The organism is Verrucosispora sp. WMMD1129 (assembly GCF_029581255.1).
GTDB lineage: Bacteria > Actinomycetota > Actinomycetes > Mycobacteriales > Micromonosporaceae > Micromonospora > Micromonospora sediminimaris.
Genome location: NZ_CP120741.1, coordinates 1314711 through 1334323, shown reverse-complemented (window position 1 = coordinate 1334323; position 19613 = coordinate 1314711). Strand labels below are relative to the sequence as shown.

Here is a 19613-nt window from a genome sequence, read left to right as displayed (position 1 = left end):
ACGGGCGGTCGGTCAGGGGACCTGTTGTACGACCTCGAATTCGAGGAGGGTGGCGCCGGAGGCGACGGGGGGCCGCTGCTCCGCGCCGGGCGGGGCGGCGTGGGCGGCTCGGGCGGGGCCGGCGGCCCAGTCCTGGTACGCCTGTTCGGTCTCCCACCGGGTGTAGACGAAATAGCGGTTCTCACCGCCCACCGGGCGCAGCAGTTCGAAGCCGAGGAAGCCGGGGGAGTTCTCCACCGCGCGGGCCCGGGCGGCGAACCGCTTCTCCAACTCCTCGCCACCACCGGGCGGAACGTCGATCGCGTTGATCTTCACGACTGCCATGGCCTCACCCTAGTACGGCCGCCGCCGCTGGGAGCCATGGCCGAGTGCGACGTCACGGGGCCTGACCGGGCTGTCACCTGGGAGGTGGCGGCCGGCCGTTCGGACGGCTACGGGAGCGGGCCGGACTGCATGGTCATCGAGACCGTGCTGTTGGCGACCACCTTCGTCCCACCCGCCGGCGACTGGCTCGCCACCCACGCCGTAGGACTTGTCGACCCGGTGAACACGGGCGCCAGGCCGGCGGCCCGTACGGCCTGGTCGGCCTGCTGGCGAAGCATCTCGCGGACGTGGGGGACGGTCTTGTCCAGCGGCAGCTCCACGGTGAGGGCGACGCTGCACGAGGAGGTGGCGTTGAAGGTGGACAGGCCGACGAGGTGGCCGCCGGCGTAGAAGCCCTGCTCCGGAGGGAGGTTCAGCGGCGGCGGGACGAGGTCGGCGGGCACACGGCCGGGCAGGTCGGGCCACAGCTCCGGCGGCAGGTACCTGGCGAAGAACATGACGAGCAGATCGTCGGTGGCGATGCCGACGTGTGGGCAGGGTCCGCTGCTCGTCCGGCAGGGCACGTTCTGGTTGTACGGGAAGTAGTCGTAGTGGTCCGCCCCACCGTAGATGGCCCGGTGCCGGGGTTTGCCGATGGCGTTCCAGGTAGGGGCGTCGAGAGTGGCCTGTGGATCGTCGACTCCCCAGGTCAGCAGTCGGGGCACGGTGCCCTGGTGGATGGGCTTGGTGCCGTAGCCGGGCTGCCAGTCGTTCCACACCCCGCTGAGCGAGGCGACGGCGGCGACCTGGATGCGGGTGGCGAGGATGCCGGTGTGCAGCGCACCGTGGGAATGGCCGGCGAAGCCGGTCTTCGCGGCGGGAAGCAGCACGGACTTGTCGGGCCAGCCCTGCCGCATCCAGGTCACGGTACTGGCGAGCGCCTGCTGGGTGTCGGGGCTCTGCGCCGGGTGCACGTGGATGTCAGGCAGTTCGGGTACGGCGACGATGTAACCGGAACGGGCCAGCGCCGCCGGGGTACGCATCCAGCGCTGGTAGTGGTTGTTGTCCTGCTCGCAGTAGCCGTGGGCGAACACGATCAACGGGTACCTGCCGCAGCCGCTGAGCAGCTGCGCCGTGTTCGGGGTGGGGTCGATGCTCGGATGGAACACCCGCACCCGGGTGGGCGCGCCGTCGGTAGGCCCGTACTCGCGCCAGCCCCAGAAGACGGGGGCCAGGGCGCTGGGCTGCCAGCCGATGGCGCAACTGGACGGTGGGGTGAGGGCGGCGGGTCGGATCTCGTCGGTCACGGGGTGCTCCTCGCCGTGCGGACGGTCTGTCAGCGGCATCTCACGCGCCGCTGCACCCCAGCGTATTGTCGCAGTTCAGGGCGTGTCGCCTGGGTTCCGCAGTTCTGCCGTCGATCCGACAGACCACAGTGGCCGGGCGCGACGTGGCGCTCAGAAGGACTCGACGGCGGGGACGAGGTCGGCGTCGACCACGACGGGGGCGTGGTCGGAGGGGCCCTTGCCCTTGCGGGCCTCCCGGTCCACGTACGCTGACCGGACGGCGCGGGCCAGCGGGGCCGAGGCGTACACCAGGTCGATGCGCATGCCCTTGTTCTGGTGGAACATGCCGGCCCGGTAGTCCCAGTAGGTGAACGGGTGCGGGCCCTTCATCGGGGTGGGCACCACGTCGGTGAGGCCGAGATCGCGCAGCGCCCCCAGGGCGGCCCGTTCGGGCGGGGTGACGTGGGTGGAGTTGACGAACAGCGCCGGATCCCAGACGTCGTCGTCGGTGGGGGCCACGTTGAAGTCGCCGCAGACGGCCAGCGGCGCGCGGTTCGCCAGTTCGGTGTCCAGCGCGTCCCGCAGCGCCGCCAGCCAGGCCAGCTTGTACGCGTAGTGCGGGTCGTCGGGCGTGCGGCCGTTCGGCACGTACACCGACCAGACCCGCAGCCCGCCGCAGGTGGCCGAGATCGCCCGGGCCTCCGGCTCGGGAAAGCCGGGCTCGCCGGGGAACCCGACTGTGACGTCGGCCAGACCGACCCGGGACAGGATGGCGACCCCGTTCCACCGGCCGTCGCTGTGGCTGGCCACCGTGTACCCCAGCTCACCCACCTCGGTCGCCGGGAAGGCGCCGTCGGGGCACTTGGTTTCTTGAAGACAGACCACGTCCGGCGCGGTGCCGGCCAGCCAGTCGAGCAGCCGGGGCAGCCGGGCCTTCACCGAGTTCACGTTCCACGTCGCCAGGCGCATGATGCCAGCCTGCCCCATCCCCGCTGGGCCCGCTCGGCCACCGCCGGCCGACACGCGCCGAGGTCGTCGGCGTGCCGCCCGCGTCAGCCCGAAGACCCCCGGTCAACTCCCCGGGGTGTCGTTGTTCGGGCGGGTCTGCTCGGCGAGGAAACGCTCCAACTCGGCACCGAGTTCCTCGGCCGTGGGCAGGGGGCCGTTCTCCGTGGCGAGCAGGTTCTTCTCACCCCGCCCCCGGGCGTACGCGTCGTACTGCTCCTCAAGCGCCTGGACCAGGCTGGTGGCCTCGTCGCTCTGCGCGACCTGCCGGTCGATCTCCACCCGCACCACCTCGGCGGCCGAGCGCAGCCCGTCCCGGGGCAGCAGCAGCCCGGTGCTGCGGGACACCGACGCCAGCAGCACCTCGGCGGCGGCCGGGTACTCGGCCTGCGCCACGTAGTGCGGCACGTGCGCGGCGAAGCCCAGCGCGTCGCGGCCCGCCTCGCCGAGGCGGAACTCCAGCAGGTGACCGACGCTGCCGGGAACCTGCACCCGTTGCAGCCACGGTTCGTAACCGGAGATCAGGTCACGCCGGGTGGCGTGCGCGGTCACGCCGGTCGGCCGGGTGTGCGGCACCGCCATCGGGATCGCGTTGAGCCCGACGGTGAGCCGTACGTCCAGTCGGGCGGCGAGCCCGGCGACGGCGGCGGTGAACCGTTCCCACTGAAGGTCCGGCTCCGGGCCGGTGAGCAGCAGGAACGGGGTCTCGTCGTCGTCGTGGAGCAGGTGCAGCTCCAACTCCGGGTCGTCGTAGCTCTCCCAGTGGTCCTCGACGAAGGTCATCACCGGTCGGCGGGAGCGGTAGTCGAAGAGTTGATCCAGGTCGAACCGGGCGATCGGGCGGGACTCCAGCGATGTGAGCAGCTGTTCGCGGGCGAGCCGGCTCGCGTTACCTGCGTCGACGAAACCGGTGAGCGCCTGGATCAGGACCGGCTGACCGGGGTCGGGCAGATCGTCGGTGAGTTCGTAGAGCTCGTGTGGGTCGAGCACCGGTGCGGCCTCCCTGCATGTGCGTAACGGGGCCACCGGACTCGCGGTGCCCCGATCGCCAGAACGTACCTGCCATCCTCGTGCATTCCTGTCGGGCCGGTCCGCCCGGCCCAGCGTCGCCGTGCGATCGGCCGACGGTACGCCGTTGCCCCGGCGGGGTACACATGGATGGTCGCCACCGAAAGGAGAGGTGATGAGCGATCCCGTGCCCGCCGAGGGCCAACCCGTCACCCCGGCTCCGCCGCCGCCCGGCAGCCGGGTCGTCGAGGCGCCACCGGCCACGCTGTGGGACCGGATGCGCCAGGATCCGCAGTACGCTCCGGAGCACCTCGCGCTCGAGGCGGTGCGCCGGCTCGGTCCGGAGGCCGCGCAGTGGGTGCAGCGGATCCGGGCCGCGCAGCCCGGCATCGGCGCCGAGGCCCTGGCGGAGCAGGCGGTACGCCGGTTCGTCAACCAGGCCCGGCTCTCCGGGGCCGTCTCGGGCGCGGCCGGACTGCCCGGTGCGGTGATCGACGTCGGCGTGCTGGCCTGGACCCAGGCCCGCATGGTCCTGCACGTCGCCGCCGCGTACGGTGCCGACCCGACGCATTCCGACCGTGCCACCGACCTGCTGGTGCTGCAGAAGGTGCACAAGGTCGCCGCGAGCGCCCGCGTGGCGCTGGGCGTGGCGGCTGGACGGGAACGGGCGGGCGCGCTGTTCGGCGGTGGCGGGCAGGCGCCGCTCGGCCGGGTGATGCTGCACCTCGGGGTCCGCCTCGCCCAGATGGCCGGGGTACGCGCGGCGAAACGGCTCTTCGCCAAGGTGGTCCCCGGAGCGGCGATCATCCTTGGCACCTGGGCGAACTCGTCGGCCACCAAGAAGCTGGCCGAGCGTTCCCGGGCGCTCTACCGTCAACACGGCGAGGCCCGGATCCCGCTGCCCCGTCATTCCGAGGAAGATGGCGATCAATCGGCGTAGCCGGAGGAACGCCAGGTCACCTCGGCGAGGCGGGACTGACCGGCGGCGTTGGGGTGGAAGTAGTCAAGCGCGTTCACCAGGTCCAGGTCGAAGCGGATCCGGTGCGCGGCGCCGCCGTCATAGCGGCATCGGGAGCCGTACGCCCGGCAGGCCGCCTTCAGCTGACCGTTGTATGCACTGATCCGTTCCCGGAACGCCGCGCGGCGGCTCCGATCCGCCGGTGCGGTCGACGTCGCCTCGGCCAGCAGCGCCGGACATATGCCCCGCCGCCAGGCACGTACCGCCCGGGGTTCATCGTGGCCGACCTCCCAGAGCCGGTACAGGTTCGGAATGCTGACGACCAGGACACGGGCCTTCGGCCGCCCCTCGCGCAGCACCCGCAGCCCTCGGTCGATCTCGGCCCGGAAGTCGGCCACCGGGGTCATCGCGTCGATCGTGCCGCGACAGGCGTCGTTGGCGCCGACCAGCACGGTGACGTAGTCGGCGCGATCGCGTACCGCCGCCTCGGCCTGGCCGGCCAGCGCGGCGGCCCGGGCTCCCGCCCGGGCGCGGTTGTGGGCCTTGCCGCGCAGGTTGGGGTTCCGGTCGAGCAGCCGGCGGTAGTGGCTGTCGACCCGCAGTCCGTCCCCCGTCGACCAGGAGTTGCGCTCGCACGAGGTGAGGACCAGGCAGGACCCGAAGCCGGTGGTGATCGAGTCACCGAGGGCGGCGACGACCCGGGGGGAGCCGGGCTGGGCCGTGCCGCCCGACGGTCGCGGCGCCGCGTCCCCACCCGCCTCGCAGGCCAACGCGACGAGCGCGAGCAGGCAGACGGCGGCGGTGGTCCAGCGTCCAGGCATGACTTCCCCAGCCTCACAGCGCAGAGCGACAGCACGGTGACTCTACGCGCGTAGGCCGGGTTGATCGCGCGCTGCTGTCGGGGATGCGGCAGTGCCCTGTCGTGTCCCAGGCTCGCGTGGTATGGGGTTGACGGTCGTCTACCTGTGCCAGGGTGCCCGCTGGCCGTGCAGCCACCAGTGCAGCGCCCGGGTGATCCGGGGCAGCACCAGGTAGGTCATCAGCGGGGTCAGGGTGAGCGTCATGAGCAGCACCCGCGCCGCGGTCGGCAGCCCCGGCAGGAACTCGCCGGTGAGCAGCGTGGCGGTCAGGCTGAGCGGGAAGAACGCCAGCCAGATCGTCACCGCCTGCTTCCAACGCGGCGGCGACGGCGGCACTGTCGGTTCCGCGTCCAGCGGCTCGACGGCGGCCGCGTGCGGCGGGTCGAACCAGCCCTCGATGCCGGTCCGCCGCTCGACGTGGGTGTGCTCGACGATGCCCTGCGCCGACGTCAGCCACCAGTGTCGCTGCGGCGATTCCTCCCAACGTCGCAGGGTGTCCGGGTCGGCGAACCGGTACAGCATGTGCCAGTCGCCCGATCCCGGGGCACGGCGTACCCAACCCGCGCCCAGGAAGCCCGGGAACGCCTCGGCCAGCGCCGTGCCCGCCCGCATCCACGCCACCATCTCGTCGGTACGGGCGGGGTCGGCGCGTCGGGCGACGGCGACGGTCACCGGCTCGGCATGGCTCACGGTCATGGGTCCATGTTCCCCGCCGATGCCCGGATCGGCCGGGTCACGTGGGGCCGGTGTAACGCAACGCACGGCCGGAAAGCGGGTGCGGGCGACGGTTAGCGCTGGCGGCGCGGGGTAGGTGGAGGTGATGACGAGATCACAGCCTCGGCGTGCCCGTGGCACGGTCGGTCACGCGTACAGCGCACTGAATCTGCGACTGGCGCTGGCCAGCTTCGGGCTCGTCACCATGACCGTTTTCGCGGTGTTGGCGTTCCGTGCCGACGTGGCCTGGTTGGGGGTCGTCTGCGCCGTCTTCGCGGTGGTTGCCGTGGTTGACCTGATCATCATTCAACGTCGTCGCGCCGCCCGCCGCCGGGAGGAGCCCGGCGCGCGGCACTCGCTCTTCGAGTGACGGGAGAAGCACTGATGACCATCGCCACCACCAATCCGGCAAACGGCCAGGTGCTCAAGACGTACGAGGCGATGTCCGACGAGCAGATCGACGGCGCGATCGAACGGACCGACCTGGCGTACCAGCAGTTGCGCGACACCACGATCGAGCAGCGCGGGCGGTGGCTGACCGCGGCGGCCGACCTGCTGGAGGCGGAGCGGAACGAGATCGCCCGCCTGATGACCACCGAGATGGGCAAGACGCTCGCCGCCGCCAAGGCCGAGGTCACCAAGTGCGCCACCGCCTGCCGCTTCTACGCCGACCGGGCGGCCGAGTTCCTCGCCGACGAGCCGGCCGACGCCGAGGCGGTCTCGGCGACCCGGGCGTTCGTCCGTTACCAGCCGATCGGCCCGGTGCTGGCGGTGATGCCATGGAACTTCCCCCTCTGGCAGGTCATGCGCTTCGCCGCGCCGGCCCTGATGGCCGGCAACACCGGCCTGCTCAAGCACGCCTCCAACGTGCCGCAGACCGCGCTGCTGCTGGAGGACCTGTTCCGCCGGGCCGGCTTCCCGGAGGGCGCGTTCACCACCCTGCTGGTCGGCTCCGACGCGGTGGACCGGATTCTGAGCGATCCCCGGGTCCGCGCCGCCACGCTGACCGGCAGTGAGGTCGCCGGCCGGTCGATCGCGCAGATCGCCGGCCGGGAGCTGAAGAAGACGGTGCTGGAGCTGGGTGGCAGCGACCCGTTCGTGGTGATGCCCTCCGCCGACGTGGAACTGGCGGCGCAGGTTGCCACCACCGCCCGCTGCCAGAACAACGGCCAGTCCTGCATCGCGGCCAAGCGTTTCATCGTGCACACCGACGTCTACGACGCCTTCGCCGAGGCGTTCGCGCACCGCATGTCGGCGCTGCGGGTGGGCGACCCGATGGACGGCGGCACCGACGTCGGCCCGCTGGCCTCCGAGCGGGGGCGCGACGAGGTCGACGCGCAGGTGCGGGACGCGGTCGACAAAGGAGCCACGGTGCTCTGCGGCGGGGAGAAGCCGAGCGGGGAGGGCTGGTTCTACCCGCCGACGGTGGTGACGGATCTGAACCCCGGTATGCGGATGTGGGCGGAGGAGGTGTTCGGGCCGGTCGCCGGGTTGTACCGGGCCTCGTCGTACGACGAGGCGATCGAGTTGGCCAACGGCACCAGCTTCGGGCTCGGCTCGAACGCCTGGACCCGCGACCCGCAGGAGCAGCAGCGGTTCGCCGCCGACCTGGAGGCCGGGGCCGTCTTCATCAACGGGATGACGACGTCCTACCCGGAGTTGCCCTTCGGCGGGGTGAAGAACTCCGGCTACGGCCGGGAACTCTCCGCCCAGGGCATGCACGAGTTCTGCAACGTCAAGACGGTCTGGGTGGGGGAGGGCACCGCCACTGCCGGCGCCGGCAGCCACTCCGAGTAGCTGCTGCTTACTCCTGCCCCCGGGTGGGTAGTGAAGCGCGGCATGACGGCGATCGCGTTCCACGCTTCCCACGAGCAGATCCACCCGCGCGAACTGCTGGCGGCGGTGATCCACGCCGAGCAGGTCGGCTTCGACGCCGCCATGTGCTCCGACCACTTCGCCCCCTGGAGCGAACGCCAGGGCCACTCCGGATTCGCCTGGTCCTGGCTCGGGTCGGCGTTGCAGGCCACCGGCCTGTCATTCGGGGTGGTCAACGCGCCCGGGCAGCGCTACCACCCGGCGATCATCGCGCAGGCGATCGGCACGCTCGCGGCCATGTACCCGGGTCGGTTCTGGGCGGCCCTGGGCTCCGGGGAGGCCGCCAACGAGCACATCACCGGCGACGCGTGGCCGCGCAAGGACGTACGCAACGCGCGGCTGCGCGAGTGCGTGGACGTCATCCGCGCCCTGCTGGCCGGCGAGGAGGTCAGTCACGACGGCCTGGTCCGGGTCGACCGGGCGAAGCTGTGGAGCCGCCCGGAGCAGCCACCGGCGCTGGTCGGGGCCGCCGTCAGTGTCGCCACCGCCCGCTGGTGTGCCGAGTGGGCGGACGGCCTCATCACGGTGAACGCGCCGACCGACCACCTGCGCCGCATGATCGACGCCTACCGGGAGGCCGGAGGTCGTGGACCTGTGCACCTCCAGGTGCACCTGAGCTGGGCGCCCGCCCAGGCCGAGGCCGAGGCCGTCGCCTACGACCAGTGGCGCAGCAACGTGTTCGCGCCGCCGGTCTGCTGGGACCTGACCACGCCGGAACACTTCGACGTGGTCTCGGCCGAGGTGCCGATGAGCCGGCTCGCCGAGGTGGTCAACATCTCCGCCGACCTGGGTCGGCACGTGGGCTGGCTGGAGGAGTACGTGGCACTCGGCTTCGACCAGATCGCCCTCCACCACGTCGGCCAGGACCAACGCCCCTTCCTCGACACCTTCGCCGACCAGGTCCTCCCCAAACTCCGCCCCTGACCACCCGCCCAGCCACAGCCCGCCACACATGCCCGACGAACTTCTTGATCACTTCATCAGGGTGGGGGCCGGGTGGGGTGCCGGTCGCCGACGGCACCCCACCCGGGGATCAGGACACGGTGCAGGGCGCGCCGTTGACCGTGACCAGGTTGGGCGCCGGGTTCGCGCCGCCGCCGGTGGTGGCGTTGAAGCCGAACATCACCGACGCACCCGGGTTGATCCGCGAGTTGTACGACTCGCTCTTCGCGGTCACCGTGGCCCCGGACTGCGTCACCTTGGCCATCCACGCCTCGCGCACCTTGGCGTCACCGGTGAAGGCGAACCGGGCGGTCCAGCCGTTCACCGCGGCGGTGCCGGTGTTGCGGATGTTCACCTGGGCGGTGAAGCCGGTGCCGCCCTGCCACGAGCCGTAGTTGGTGTACGACACCGTGCAGGTGGGCGCCGGCACCGCAGCGGAATCGCCCTGGTCCGCCAGGAACGAGGAGATCCAGGCCAGCGCCGAGTTCCAGTTGATCGCCACCTCGTTTGTGGAGTACGAGGCGATGTCGTCGACGAAGCAGAACATCGGTGCGCAGCCTTCGAGCAGCTGCTCCACGAACGGGTCCTGGAGCGCGGCGTTCGGACCACCGGCGATCGAACCGGCCGGCGGCTTCGGCATGCTCGGGTCGAGCTGGAAGCCGAAGATCCGGCTGTGCTGGTTCTCCGCCGCGTGCTCGCCCCACCCGGTCACGTACGAGATGTTCAGCGCGTTGCGGCCGAGGATGTAGTCCATCGTCTGCACCGCGCCGTCGCGGTACTTCGCCGCCCCGGTCAGGTCGAACGCGGTGGCCAGCACGACCGCGTTGTTGATGATGGCGCCGTTACCGCCCCAGAAGTAGCTGTTCGGGTCACCGGGCATGGGCAGCCCGTACGCCTGCCGGCCGATCTCGGCGAGGTAACCGTCAGCGGCGTCGATGACCGACTCGCGGATTCGGGTCTGCTCGGCGGCCGGCAGCCCGTTCGGCACGGTGGCCAGGTCGAGGCGACCCAGCGCGGCCACGCTCTGCCAGCCGAAGCCCCGGGGGTCGAAGACGTCACCGGTGTGGTGCGGCGAGGCGGTCAGATCGGTCAGGTAGGCGCTCTCGCCGGTGGTCAGGTACAGCTCGGCGGCCGCCCAGTAGAACTCGTCGGTGACGTTTGTGTCGTCGTACGGGCCACCGCCGTTGCCGGTGGCGGGGGCGTACCGGGCCGGGTTGGCCTTGGCCGCCGCGTACGCGGTCTTCGCCGCGCTGTCGCAGCGCTGCGCGAACTCCTTGTCGTACGGGGCGAACAGTCGGGCGCACTGGGCTGCCGTGGCGGCCAGGTTCAGGGTGGCGGCGGTGGACGGCGGGTGCAGCTCGCGCGGCTCCGGGTCGTCCTCGGGCTGCATCGGCAGGCCGGTCCAGTTCCGGTCGTGGATCTTGTGGTGGGCCATCCCGGCCAGTGGCTTGCCGGCCGGAACCTGCATCCGCAGCAGGAACTCCAGCTCCCAGCGGGCCTCGTCGAGGATGTCCGGCACCCCGTTGTCCCGCTCGGGCAGCCGCAGCGTCCCGTCGCCGAGGTCGGCGCCGAAGCCGGCCGTGGCGGCGTTCTTGGTCCGCTCGAAGGCGCTCAGCAGCTGGTAGGTGGCGATGCCGCCGTTGACCACGTACTTGCCGTGGTCGCCCGCGTCGTACCAACCGCCGCGTACGTCGAGCCGGTAGTCGCAGGAGTTGGCGACACAGGGCACGTCGGTGTCGCCCTGGTTCGGGGCGACGTCGAGGTGACCGGCGGGGCGGGCGTACTCCTCGCCGACCAGGTCACCGTCGATTTCGATACCGCTGCGCTGGATGTAGAAGAACTGCAGGGCGTCCGACCGCAACTGGTCGTAGAGCGTGCCGGAGATGTCGAACGGATGGCTCACCTCGCCGTCCACCGCCAGCGTCAGCCCCTGTCCCGGGGTGCGGTACGACGAGAAGTCCAGCGAGTGCACGTTCTGTGCCGACGCCTCGTCGACCCCGCGGGGAGTGGTGGTGCCGCTGGCCAGCACGGCGCCGGAGGCGGAACGCAGTTCCCAGGGCAGCGCCTCGGTGGCCTCGGTGACCACCGTGGCGTTCTTCGGCCCGCCGGGCAGGTAACCGACCTGGTTCACCCGCACCCGGGGGCCGGTGTCCGGCACGTACGGCTCGGGCGGGTTGCCGCCGCGCAGCGAGACATTGTCCAGGCAGACGGTCTGCGCCTCGGCGCTGCCGCCGACCTGGAAGATCAGCTGGGCGCGATCGTCGTCGTTCGGAGCGACGAAGGTGCGCTCGACGCGCTGCTGGGTCGGGGTCGCGGCGGCGGTGACCGAGTAGTAGCCGGTGTAGGGCTCGCTGCCGAGTTGCAGCACGGCGGCGACCGAGCCACCAGGCGTGGCGGTGACGTCGAAGCCGAGGGTGTACTCGGCACCGGCGATCAACGGAAGCGCGTCGTGGCCGATGCCGGCGTCCCAGGGGTTGGCCAGGCCACCGGCCACGGTGGCGCAGAGCTGGCCATCGACTACGCCGAGGGTGTTGGTGCCGTATGAGAACCAGGGCGACGAGCCGTCGCTGAAGTCACCGTTGCGGATCTGTTCGGGTGCGTCGGCAGGTGGATCTGCGAACGCGGTGCCGGCGCTAACGCCGACCAGCGCCACGGCGGTCGCCGCGGCGAGCACCGCGAGACGACGTCGGGATGGCGTCACGGGGGAGTCCTTCCGACGAGCGGGACGGAATGGGTGAGGTGGGGGCGAAAGCTGGGAGCGCTCCCAGGTATCGGGCATGTTTCCAGGACGCGCAGGACATGTCAATCGATCGCATCCGATGAGAATTCACATTCACCCTCAGTGAGATTCACCGCGCCACGCCGGGCGGTCCTGATCTCCTAGAGACAACCGAGCCCTACTCCTGGCAGGCTGCGTGCCATGACCCTGAAGCTGCGTTCCGCCGGGACGAGCGACCGTGGGCTGATCCGCAGCGGAAACCAGGACGCGTTGCACTCCGGCACCTGGCTGGTCGCCGTCGCCGACGGCATGGGCGGCATGGCGGCCGGTGACCTGGCCAGCGCCATCGCCATCGGAGCGGTCGCGCCGCTCGATGTGGAGACGCCGGAGGACGTGCTGGTCGCCGCGTTGCAGAACGGCATCCAGCTGGCCACCGAACGGATCCGTCAGGCGGTCGCCGAGGATCCCCAGCGGCAGGGCATGGGCACCACGCTGACCGCGCTGCTGTTCGCGCGTACCGGCAGCTGCCTGGCGCTGGCCCACGTGGGTGACTCCCGGGCCTACCTGTTCCGCGACGGCGTACTCAAGCAGATCACCCGGGACGACACCTTCGTGCAGATGCTCGTCGACCAGGGGCTGATCACGCCGGACCAGGCCGGTAGCCATCCCCGCCGGGCGGTGGTGACCCAGGCGTTGCAGGGCGACGAGGTCTCCCCGACGTACGCGACAATGGTGCCCCGGGCCGGTGACCGCTGGCTGCTGTGCAGCGACGGACTGTCAAACGTCGTACGCGCCGACACCCTGGCCGAGGTGCTGGCCGGCCAGCCGGAGCGGGACGCCTGCGCGCGCCACCTCATCGACCTGGCGTTGCAGGCCGGTGGCCCGGACAACATCACGGTCGTCATCGCCGACGTGCTCGACGAGCCGTGAGCGCTCAGGAACGCCGCCCGGCCCGTCGGGTCGGCGTGGCCGTGGTCGGATCCTCCGGCCAGGGGTGGCGCGGATAGCGCCCGCGCAGTTCGGCGCGGACCTGGCGGTAGCCGGAGCGCCAGAAGGAGGCGAGGTCGGCGGTGACCGCCACCGGTCGGCCGGCAGGGGAGAGCAGGTGCAGCAGCACCGGCACCCGACCGTCACCGACTCTGGGCGCCTCGGGCCAACCGAACGTCTCCTGAAGCCGGACCGCGAGAACCGGCGCTGCCGGATCGGCGTAGTCGACCCGGATCCGCGAACCGCTCGGCACCGCGATCCGCTCCGGTGCCAACTCGTCCAGCCGTCCGGCCAGCGGCCAGGGCAGCAGCCGGCGTAGCGCACCTGTCACGTCGACCCGAGCCAGATCGGCCCGGCGTCGGGCACCGGCAAGCTCCGGCCCGAGCCAGTGCGGTGCGCCGGCCAGCAACGCCTCGTCGGAGACGTCGGGCCAGTCGTCGCCGAGCGCGTACCGGCAGAACGCCAGCCGCTGACGCAGGGCGCTGGCCGCCGGCGTCCAGGTCAGCACGTCGAGCCCGGTCTCGCGCAGTCCGGTCAGCAGCGCACCGGCCACCGCATCCCGGTCGGGTCGGGCCAGCGGGCGGTCGACCAGTTCGATGGCACCCAGTCGAAGCACCTCCCTGGCCACCACGTCTCCACCCGACCAGCCGATCTCCCGCTCGGTCCGCAGCAGCGAGCCGGCCGCCTCACGGGCGGTGACCTCATCGAGGACGGCGGCGAGCCGGATCCGGGCGGCCGGTGCGCCGGGAGCGCGGTCGGCCACCGCGACGGCCAGCCAGTCGACGCCCACCAGCCCCGACCCGGGCGCCAGCTCCGCCGCGGTGCCGCCACTCATCAGGTATGCCGAACCACCCGGCCGCCGCACCCGGGCCAACCGTTCCGGGTACGCCAGCCCGACCAGCAGCCCGGCGGCAAGCTCGTCGGGCAACCACCTCGACTGGTCTGGCCGCTGTTGCCGCCCGGACGCGCCCGGTGGCAGGGCGGCGCGCAGCCGGCGTACCTCCGCACGCCAGCGGGCGGTGGCGGTCGGGTCGGTGCCGGCGCGCAACCGACGCCAGACGGCACCGAGATCATCGTCGGAACCGGCCACGGTCGACTCGGCGAGCATCGCCACCACCTCCGCGGCACGATCGGCGCCGACCCGGTCGGCCCCGTCGAGCAGCGCCCGAGCCAGCCGGGGATGCGCTCCGACGGCGACCACGGCCCGGCCCCGCTCGGTGATCCGCCCGTTCGCATCGATCGCACCGAGGGCGGTGAGCGTCTCGGACGCCACCGTCATCGCCGCCGATGGAGGCGGGTCGGGCAGCGCCAGCCCGGTCCCGCCGGGAGCGCCCCAGGCGGCGAGTTCGAGGGCGAATCCGGTCAGATCGGCGGTGGCGATCTCCGGCTCCGGCTGCGCCGGCAACCGCTCGTGCACCCCCGCCGACCAGCAGCGGTACACCTGGCCGGGTGCCTCCCGCCCGGCCCGGCCGGCCCGCTGGGTCGCCGCCGCCCGGGACACCGGCACGGTGACCAGCGCACCCAGCCCTCGGGCCAGGTCCAGTCGGGCCACCCGGGACAGGCCCGCGTCCACCACCGTGCGTACGCCCGGCACGGTCAAACTGCTCTCCGCCACCGCCGTGGCCAGCACCACCCGTCGCCGGTCTCCCGGCCGCAGTGCGGCGTCCTGCTCGGCGCCGCTCTGACGGCCGTGCAGGCGGAGCACATCGACGCTGTCCTGCACCTCGCCCAACCGACCGGCGACGGCGGCGATCTCGCCCACGCCGGGCAGGAAGACCAGCAGGTCGCCCTCCTGCTCGACGAGAGCCCGGCGTACGGTGGCCGCAACGTGGTCGAGCAGAGCCCGGTCCACCGGGCCCGCACCGGGTGGCGCCAGAGGTCGGGGCGGTGGTGCCCAGATGCGGGTCACCGGATGCAGCGCCGACGAGGCCCGAACCACCGGTGCCGGCACGGTGCCGCCGAGCAGGGCAGCGAAGCGGTCCGCCTCCGGGGTCGCCGACATGGCCAGCAGCCGCAGCTCCGGCCGCAGGGTCGCCCGGGCCTCGACGCTGAAGGCGAGCGCCAGGTCCGCGTCGAGCTGGCGTTCGTGGATCTCGTCAAGCAGCACCGCATCGACGCCGGCCAACTCCGGGTCGTGATGCATCCGGCGGACCAGCAGGCCGGTGGTGACCACCTCGATCCGGGTACGCGGTCCGGCCCGTCGTTCACCCCGCACCGCATAACCGACCCGACCACCGACCGGCTCCCCGAGCAGCGCCGCCATTCGGCGGGCCGCAGCACGGGCGGCCACCCGGCGAGGCTGGGCGACGATCACCCGCCCGCCCACCGCGTCGACCACGGCGAGCGGGGCGAGGCTGGTCTTACCGGTACCCGGCGGGGCGACCAGGACCGCGCTGCCGGCCGAGCCCAGCGCCGCCACCAGCGCCGGCAGCACCGCCCGCACCGGCAGGTCGATAGACACGTCGGAGAGCACGGCCCAGTCTCGCACCGCCCCCGCGCCCGCATGCGGGCCATCGGGACCGCTCCGTGTGGGTGCGCCGGACCGCGCCTGCCTGGTGCTGTCCTCGTCGGTGCCTTGACTTGTCGAGGGCATCTGCGTCGGTGCCCGTCGCCCTGGGCATGCCCGTCACAACGCGTAGCCGCTTCCCTCAGCCCCGCACAGGGTCTTCCGCCCCTTTGCTCTGCTTCAACCCACGCAACGGTTACCTTCCGTGCGCGGTCGGCCTGTTGTGCGATTAGCTAGCTCGGACGTTATGGCAGCTCGGTCGGGGGGTGCGTGGGTTGAAGCAGAGCAAAGGGCGGAGGGTGAGAGGTGGGTGGGTGAGTGGCGCGGTTGCGGAGGGTGATCTGCGAGAACGCCGCGTCTAGCTGACAGATTGTGACGGTTGGCTTCTCTGGCCGCCGCTTCGCTCAAGGGGTGGGGGTGTGCGAGCCCGGCGGGCGGTGGTGGGGTCAGCGAGTGTGGACGCTGGCGACGAAGGCGTTCCACGCCGACGGTGGGAAGGTCAGCACGGGGCCACGACGATTCTTGCTGTCCCGAACCGCGACCCCACCGTCGATGGTGGCCACCTCGACGCAGTTGCCGTTGCCCACACTGCGCGTGCTGGTGCGCCACTCCGCCCGGGACAGGTCGAGCGCGGTCATCGCGATCCCTTCGTCGATACCGAGGGTGACCGCGGTGCAGCGGTCACGTAAAGTAACGAGAAGCTTCCTTCAGGCGGATCAGGGACGCCGCTGGATCGAGTGCCAGACTGCACAGCCTCTCGTGCACAAGGCTATACGAGCGCACCTGCGCACCCTCCTCCAGTGCCAGCCCCGTGGAGAGATTTTCCAGGTAGACAACGGCCGCGTCGGCCGCGTCGGCGAACGTGAGGATCACGTACGGCGAGTTCATGGCCGGATGTCCACCGGCCTCGAACGGAAGTACCTGGACCGTTACGTTAGGTAGTTGGGCGAGGGTTTCCAGGTGGCTCATCTGGCCCGCCATGACGGTGCGATCGCTGACAGGGCGTAGCAGTACTGCCTCGTTCAGCACCACCGACAACTCCACCGGCGCGTCGCCGCGCAGCACGTCCTGCCGGCGCAACCGGGCGGCCACCTTGCGGTCCAGATCGTCCTCGCCGGCGGTCAGCCGGTACACCTCGCGGGCGTACGCCTCGGTCTGCAACAGGCCGGGCACCGCCTCGGCCTCGTAGGTGCGCAGGGTGGCGGCCTCAGCCTCCAGTCCCACGTAGAACTCGAACCATTCCGGGAGGACGTCGCTGTAGTGCTGCCACCAGCCGCGTTGCTGTGCGCCCCGGGCGATCTCGATGAGCGCCTCGGCGTCGTTGCCGGTGACCTGGTACAGCGCGAGCGCGGCCCGGACGTCGCGCGGCTTGATGCCGATCTGGGCGTTCTCGATGCGGGACAGGTTGCTCTTGGACATGTCCAACTGTCGGGCGGCGACATCCAGGGTCATCCCGGCGCGCTCACGTAGCTGGCGTAGTTCCCGGGCGATGCGGCGGCGTCGAACGGTGGGGCTCGCGGTCACCCTCCGAGTCTGTCACGGGAAAAGGCGCAGGTCGCTTCACCACGGAGTGCAACTGGCTAAAACGGGAGTTGCGTTGCAGTTGCGCTCGGTGCATCCTTTTCCGGTTAGCGATCACTGTGGACGGCCGGCTCGGGAGGACGTGTGCTCACCGCCGACGAGTTCTTTCTGATCGCGCACAACGACACCCGGGGCAAGGCGAAGCTGCACCCGGCGGCGACCGGCCTCGGGCTGGCCGGGGGTCTCCTCGGCGAGCTGATCCTCTATGGACACATCACGGTCGTCGCCGGTCAGGTCAGCGTGATCGACCGCCGGCCGCCAGCCGACGCGTTGGCGCACACCGTGCTGGACCAGTTGATCGGTGAGGCTCAGCACCAGTCGGTGCGTACCTGGCTCAGTTTTCTCGCGCAGACGTCGGTGACCTCGGTGGGCGAGCGGCTGTCCCGGGCCGGCGTCCTGCGCCGGCAGGAGAGCCGGCGGCTGTTGCGGACCACCGTCACCTACCAGCCGATCGACCTCAACGTGGTGGCCTGGCCCGCGACCCGGCTGCGTGCGCTGCTGGAGCGTGCCGAGCCGCCAAGCGTGCCCGACGCGACGCTGCTCGGATTGGTCGCCGCCGCAGGGCTGACCCGGGAGGTGCTGTGGAGCGCCGGTCCGCGGGCCCACCACCGACTCAACCTGATCATCCCGGCACTGCCCGACCCGCTGAAGGAACTCGTGGCGCACACCGAAGCCGCCGTCGGTGCGGCGGTGCTGCGCGGCGCTCCCTGACCCGGAACACCCCTTCCCCTCAGACCGGAGCAGTTCATGTCCTCGACAGCGACAACCGAACGACCTAGCAACGTCTCCGAGGCGCTGGCCCGTGGCCGGCTCGGCGTCCCCTCAGTGATTTTCTTCGTTCTCTCCGCGGCGGCACCGCTGACCGTGGTCGCCGGCGTGGTCACCACCGGCTACGGCGTCATCGGCGTGCTCGGCATTCCGCTGGCCTTCCTGGCGGTGGCCGTGGTGCTCGCCGTGTTCTCCGTCGGCTACGTGGCGATGGCCCGTCGGATGGCCAACGCCGGGGCCTTCTACGCATACGTGGCACGTGGGCTGGGACGCCCGGCCGGAGTGGGTACGGCCTGGGTGGCGCTGATCGCCTACAACGCCCTCCAGGTCGGGCTCTACGGGACCATCGGCGCGGCGGCGGCACCGGTGCTGGACCGGCTGTTCGGGATCACCCCGCAGTGGTGGATCGTGGCGCTGGTGGCGTGGGCGCTGGTGGCGATGCTCGGCCTGCTCCGAGTGGACATCAACGGCATGGTGCTGGCGGCGCTGCTCTGCGCCGAGATCGCCATCATCGTGGTGTTCGATCTCGGCCAGCTGGGCAACCCGGCCGGCGGCGACGTGAGTTTCGCCGCGTTCTCGCCGGAGAACTTCTTCGTGCCGGGGCTCGGCGCGGTGCTCGTACTGGCGATCCTCGGTTTCGTCGGCTTCGAGGCAGCTGTGGTCTTCAGCGAGGAGAGCAAGGACCCGAAGCGTACGGTGCCGATGGCCACCTACCTGTCCGTGGCGATCATCGCGGTGGTCTACGCGCTCTCCTCGTGGAGCATGACGGTGGCGGTCGGACCGGACCGGATCGTCGAGGAGGCGGGCACCCAGAGCGTCGAGCTGATCTTCAACCTGGCCGGGGCGCACCTGGGTGACACCGTCCTGACCATCGGGCAGGCACTCTTCCTGACCTCGGTACTGGCCGCCATGATCTCGTTCCACAACACCACCGCGCGCTACACCTTCGCGTTGGGCCGGGAGCGGGTGCTGCCCGCGGTGTTCGGCCGTACCTCACCGACCACCGGCGCACCCCGCGCCGCCTCGCTCGCGCAGAGCGCGCTCGGTCTGCTGGTGATCATCCTGTACGCGGTCAACGGCTGGGACCCGGTCCTGCAACTGTTCTTCTGGCTGGGCACCAGCGGCGGGTTCGGCGTGCTGCTGCTGATCGCTACCACCGCGGTCGCGATCATTGCGTACTTCGCCCGCGGCGAGGTGCAGGAGACGCTGTGGCGGCGGTTGGTCGCGCCGGGCATCGCCGTGATCGCGCTGATCGCGATCATCGTGCTGGCGGTGCAGAACTTCGCCAACCTGCTCGGGGTCGAGCCGGATTCGCCGCTGCGCTGGGCGATCCCGCTGGCCTACCCGGTGGCGGCGCTGCTGGGCGGACTGTGGGGCCTGTCGCTACGGCGGCGGCGTCCCGACACGTACGCCCGGATCGGCCTGGGCGCGGAGAGCGCGGCGGCCGTCGTGACCTCCGCGCCGGTGGCCGAGCCGACGCCCACGGCGGAGGTGCGGCGGTGAACCCGCCGGAGATCGGCCGGCTCGGCGAGGACGACGCCCGTTGGGTCGCCGCGCGGATCGCCGAGGCATTCATGGTGCTGGACCAGCCTCGCTGGCTGGTGCCGGACGAGGCCAAGCGGGAGTCGGTGCTGGCCGGAAACTTCGAGATCATCGTCGACCACGCCACTCGGCACGGACTGGTGTTCGGCACCGAGGACCGGGCCGGCGTGGCGGTCTGGCTGCCGTCCGTGGGTGAACCGCTGCCGCCGCCGGAGGACTACGACACCCGGCTGGCCTCGGCGTGCGGGGAGTGGACCCCTAACTTCGTGCACCTGGACGAGCTGTTCGCCGCCAACCATCCGCACGACGATCATCACCACCTGGCACTGCTGGCCGTACGTCCGGACCGCCAGGGCCAGGGCGTCGGCAGTGCGCTGCTGCGCCACCACCACGCCTGGCTGGACGCCAACGGCATGCCGGCGTACCTGGAGGCGAGTAGCGAGACCAGCCGCGACCTGTACGCGCGGCACGGCTACCGGGGCGCCGAGCCGTTCCGGCTGCCCGACGGCACGCCGTTCTGGCCGATGTGGCGGGAGCCGGTCGCCGGCTGAGGTGCGAA

General features: G+C 71.6%; 18 protein-coding genes. 8 read left to right on the top strand and 10 right to left on the bottom strand.

Annotated elements, in window-relative coordinates; all coding sequences use genetic code 11:
• Positions 1-12 precede the first annotated feature (12 nt).
• The 4 genes from O7624_RS06085 to O7624_RS06070 form a co-directional block, all read right to left on the bottom strand.
• On the bottom strand, positions 13-324 hold the full coding sequence (locus O7624_RS06085; protein ID WP_282239244.1) for an antibiotic biosynthesis monooxygenase: 312 nt from the start codon (positions 322-324) through the stop codon (positions 13-15).
• Between the two features lie 107 nt (positions 325-431).
• On the bottom strand, positions 432-1610 hold the full coding sequence (locus tag O7624_RS06080; protein WP_282239243.1) for a PASTA domain-containing protein: 1179 nt from the start codon (positions 1608-1610) through the stop codon (positions 432-434).
• A gap of 150 nt (positions 1611-1760) precedes the next feature.
• Positions 1761-2558 (bottom strand): exodeoxyribonuclease III, encoded by a 798-nt coding sequence (locus O7624_RS06075; RefSeq protein WP_282239242.1) that lies wholly within the window; start codon positions 2556-2558, stop codon positions 1761-1763.
• A gap of 102 nt (positions 2559-2660) precedes the next feature.
• The gene (locus O7624_RS06070) at positions 2661-3584 is read right to left on the bottom strand and encodes a PAC2 family protein (RefSeq protein ID WP_282239241.1); all 924 of its coding nucleotides are present in this window, start codon (positions 3582-3584) and stop codon (positions 2661-2663) included.
• A 193-nt stretch (positions 3585-3777) separates the two neighbouring features.
• On the opposite strand from O7624_RS06070, the gene O7624_RS06065 reads away from it, so the two are divergent.
• Positions 3778-4542, top strand: a complete 765-nt coding sequence (locus tag O7624_RS06065) for an EcsC family protein (protein WP_282239240.1) — start codon at positions 3778-3780, stop codon at positions 4540-4542.
• Here the strand turns inward: O7624_RS06065 and O7624_RS06060 are convergent.
• Positions 4530-5381 (bottom strand): GDSL-type esterase/lipase family protein, encoded by an 852-nt coding sequence (locus O7624_RS06060; RefSeq protein WP_282239239.1) that lies wholly within the window; start codon positions 5379-5381, stop codon positions 4530-4532. The genes O7624_RS06065 and O7624_RS06060 overlap by 13 nt on opposite strands.
• 138 nt (positions 5382-5519) lie before the next feature.
• Positions 5520-6116 carry an antibiotic biosynthesis monooxygenase gene (locus tag O7624_RS06055; RefSeq protein WP_093404678.1) on the bottom strand — a complete coding sequence of 199 codons (597 nt, stop codon included), beginning with the start codon at positions 6114-6116 and terminating at the stop codon, positions 5520-5522.
• Between the two features lie 124 nt (positions 6117-6240).
• Between O7624_RS06055 and O7624_RS06050 the strand changes: the two genes are divergently transcribed.
• Genes O7624_RS06050 through O7624_RS06040 form a run of 3 tightly spaced genes read left to right on the top strand, consistent with a single transcriptional unit; the run spans position 6241 to position 8933 of the window.
• Positions 6241-6504, top strand: coding sequence for a DUF6343 family protein (locus tag O7624_RS06050; RefSeq protein WP_210935265.1), 264 nt, complete (start codon positions 6241-6243; stop codon positions 6502-6504).
• Between the two features lie 14 nt (positions 6505-6518).
• Positions 6519-7931: an NADP-dependent succinic semialdehyde dehydrogenase gene (locus O7624_RS06045; RefSeq protein ID WP_282239238.1), complete on the top strand. Its 1413-nt coding sequence runs from the start codon at positions 6519-6521 to the stop codon at positions 7929-7931.
• 42 nt (positions 7932-7973) lie between these two features.
• Positions 7974-8933 (top strand): TIGR03885 family FMN-dependent LLM class oxidoreductase, encoded by a 960-nt coding sequence (locus O7624_RS06040; protein ID WP_282239237.1) that lies wholly within the window; start codon positions 7974-7976, stop codon positions 8931-8933.
• Positions 8934-9042: 109 nt separating this feature from the next.
• On the opposite strand, the gene O7624_RS06035 is transcribed toward O7624_RS06040, so the two are convergent.
• A complete protein-coding gene (locus tag O7624_RS06035; RefSeq protein WP_282239236.1) occupies positions 9043-11652 on the bottom strand; it encodes a glycoside hydrolase family 9 protein in 2610 nt (869 codons plus the stop codon).
• Positions 11653-11871: 219 nt separating this feature from the next.
• Here O7624_RS06035 and O7624_RS06030 point away from each other — a divergent pair, with 219 nt between their 5' ends.
• Positions 11872-12600 (top strand): protein phosphatase 2C domain-containing protein, encoded by a 729-nt coding sequence (locus O7624_RS06030; protein WP_093404671.1) that lies wholly within the window; start codon positions 11872-11874, stop codon positions 12598-12600.
• 4 nt (positions 12601-12604) lie between these two features.
• Here the strand turns inward: O7624_RS06030 and hrpB are convergent, their stop codons facing one another.
• From hrpB to O7624_RS06015, 3 genes are all read right to left on the bottom strand, one after another.
• Positions 12605-15130: an ATP-dependent helicase HrpB gene (hrpB, locus tag O7624_RS06025; protein WP_282240558.1), complete on the bottom strand. Its 2526-nt coding sequence runs from the start codon at positions 15128-15130 to the stop codon at positions 12605-12607.
• Positions 15131-15609: 479 nt separating this feature from the next.
• Positions 15610-15801, bottom strand: a complete 192-nt coding sequence (locus tag O7624_RS06020; RefSeq protein WP_282239235.1) for a DUF397 domain-containing protein — start codon at positions 15799-15801, stop codon at positions 15610-15612.
• A gap of 43 nt (positions 15802-15844) precedes the next feature.
• Positions 15845-16687, bottom strand: coding sequence for a helix-turn-helix transcriptional regulator (locus O7624_RS06015; RefSeq protein WP_093404665.1), 843 nt, complete (start codon positions 16685-16687; stop codon positions 15845-15847).
• Between the two features lie 141 nt (positions 16688-16828).
• Here O7624_RS06015 and O7624_RS06010 point away from each other — a divergent pair, with 141 nt between their 5' ends.
• The 3 genes from O7624_RS06010 to O7624_RS06000 are packed head-to-tail and all read left to right on the top strand — an operon-like array spanning position 16829 to position 19605.
• Positions 16829-17455 (top strand): GPP34 family phosphoprotein, encoded by a 627-nt coding sequence (locus O7624_RS06010; protein ID WP_093404662.1) that lies wholly within the window; start codon positions 16829-16831, stop codon positions 17453-17455.
• Positions 17456-17491: 36 nt separating this feature from the next.
• Positions 17492-19015 carry an APC family permease gene (locus O7624_RS06005; RefSeq protein ID WP_282239234.1) on the top strand — a complete coding sequence of 508 codons (1524 nt, stop codon included), beginning with the start codon at positions 17492-17494 and terminating at the stop codon, positions 19013-19015.
• Positions 19012-19605 (top strand): GNAT family N-acetyltransferase, encoded by a 594-nt coding sequence (locus tag O7624_RS06000; RefSeq protein ID WP_282239233.1) that lies wholly within the window; start codon positions 19012-19014, stop codon positions 19603-19605. The genes O7624_RS06005 and O7624_RS06000 overlap by 4 nt, the downstream gene beginning before the upstream one ends.
• Positions 19606-19613 lie beyond the last annotated feature (8 nt).

Bases quoted from the DNA above. Each gene is read 5' to 3' on its own strand.
- O7624_RS06085 (WP_282239244.1), bottom strand. From the start codon at position 324: ATGGCAGTCGTGAAGATCAACGCGATCGACGTTCCGCCCGGTGGTGGC.
- O7624_RS06075 (WP_282239242.1), bottom strand. From the start codon at position 2,558: ATGCGCCTGGCGACGTGGAACGTGAACTCGGTGAAGGCCCGGCTGCCC.
- O7624_RS06065 (WP_282239240.1), top strand. From the start codon at position 3,778: ATGAGCGATCCCGTGCCCGCCGAGGGCCAACCCGTCACCCCGGCTCCG.
- O7624_RS06060 (WP_282239239.1), bottom strand. From the start codon at position 5,381: ATGCCTGGACGCTGGACCACCGCCGCCGTCTGCCTGCTCGCGCTCGTC.
- O7624_RS06055 (WP_093404678.1), bottom strand. From the start codon at position 6,116: ATGACCGTGAGCCATGCCGAGCCGGTGACCGTCGCCGTCGCCCGACGC.
- O7624_RS06050 (WP_210935265.1), top strand. From the start codon at position 6,241: ATGACGAGATCACAGCCTCGGCGTGCCCGTGGCACGGTCGGTCACGCG.
- O7624_RS06045 (WP_282239238.1), top strand. From the start codon at position 6,519: ATGACCATCGCCACCACCAATCCGGCAAACGGCCAGGTGCTCAAGACG.
- O7624_RS06040 (WP_282239237.1), top strand. From the start codon at position 7,974: ATGACGGCGATCGCGTTCCACGCTTCCCACGAGCAGATCCACCCGCGC.
- O7624_RS06030 (WP_093404671.1), top strand. From the start codon at position 11,872: ATGACCCTGAAGCTGCGTTCCGCCGGGACGAGCGACCGTGGGCTGATC.
- O7624_RS06020 (WP_282239235.1), bottom strand. From the start codon at position 15,801: ATGACCGCGCTCGACCTGTCCCGGGCGGAGTGGCGCACCAGCACGCGC.
- O7624_RS06005 (WP_282239234.1), top strand. From the start codon at position 17,492: ATGTCCTCGACAGCGACAACCGAACGACCTAGCAACGTCTCCGAGGCG.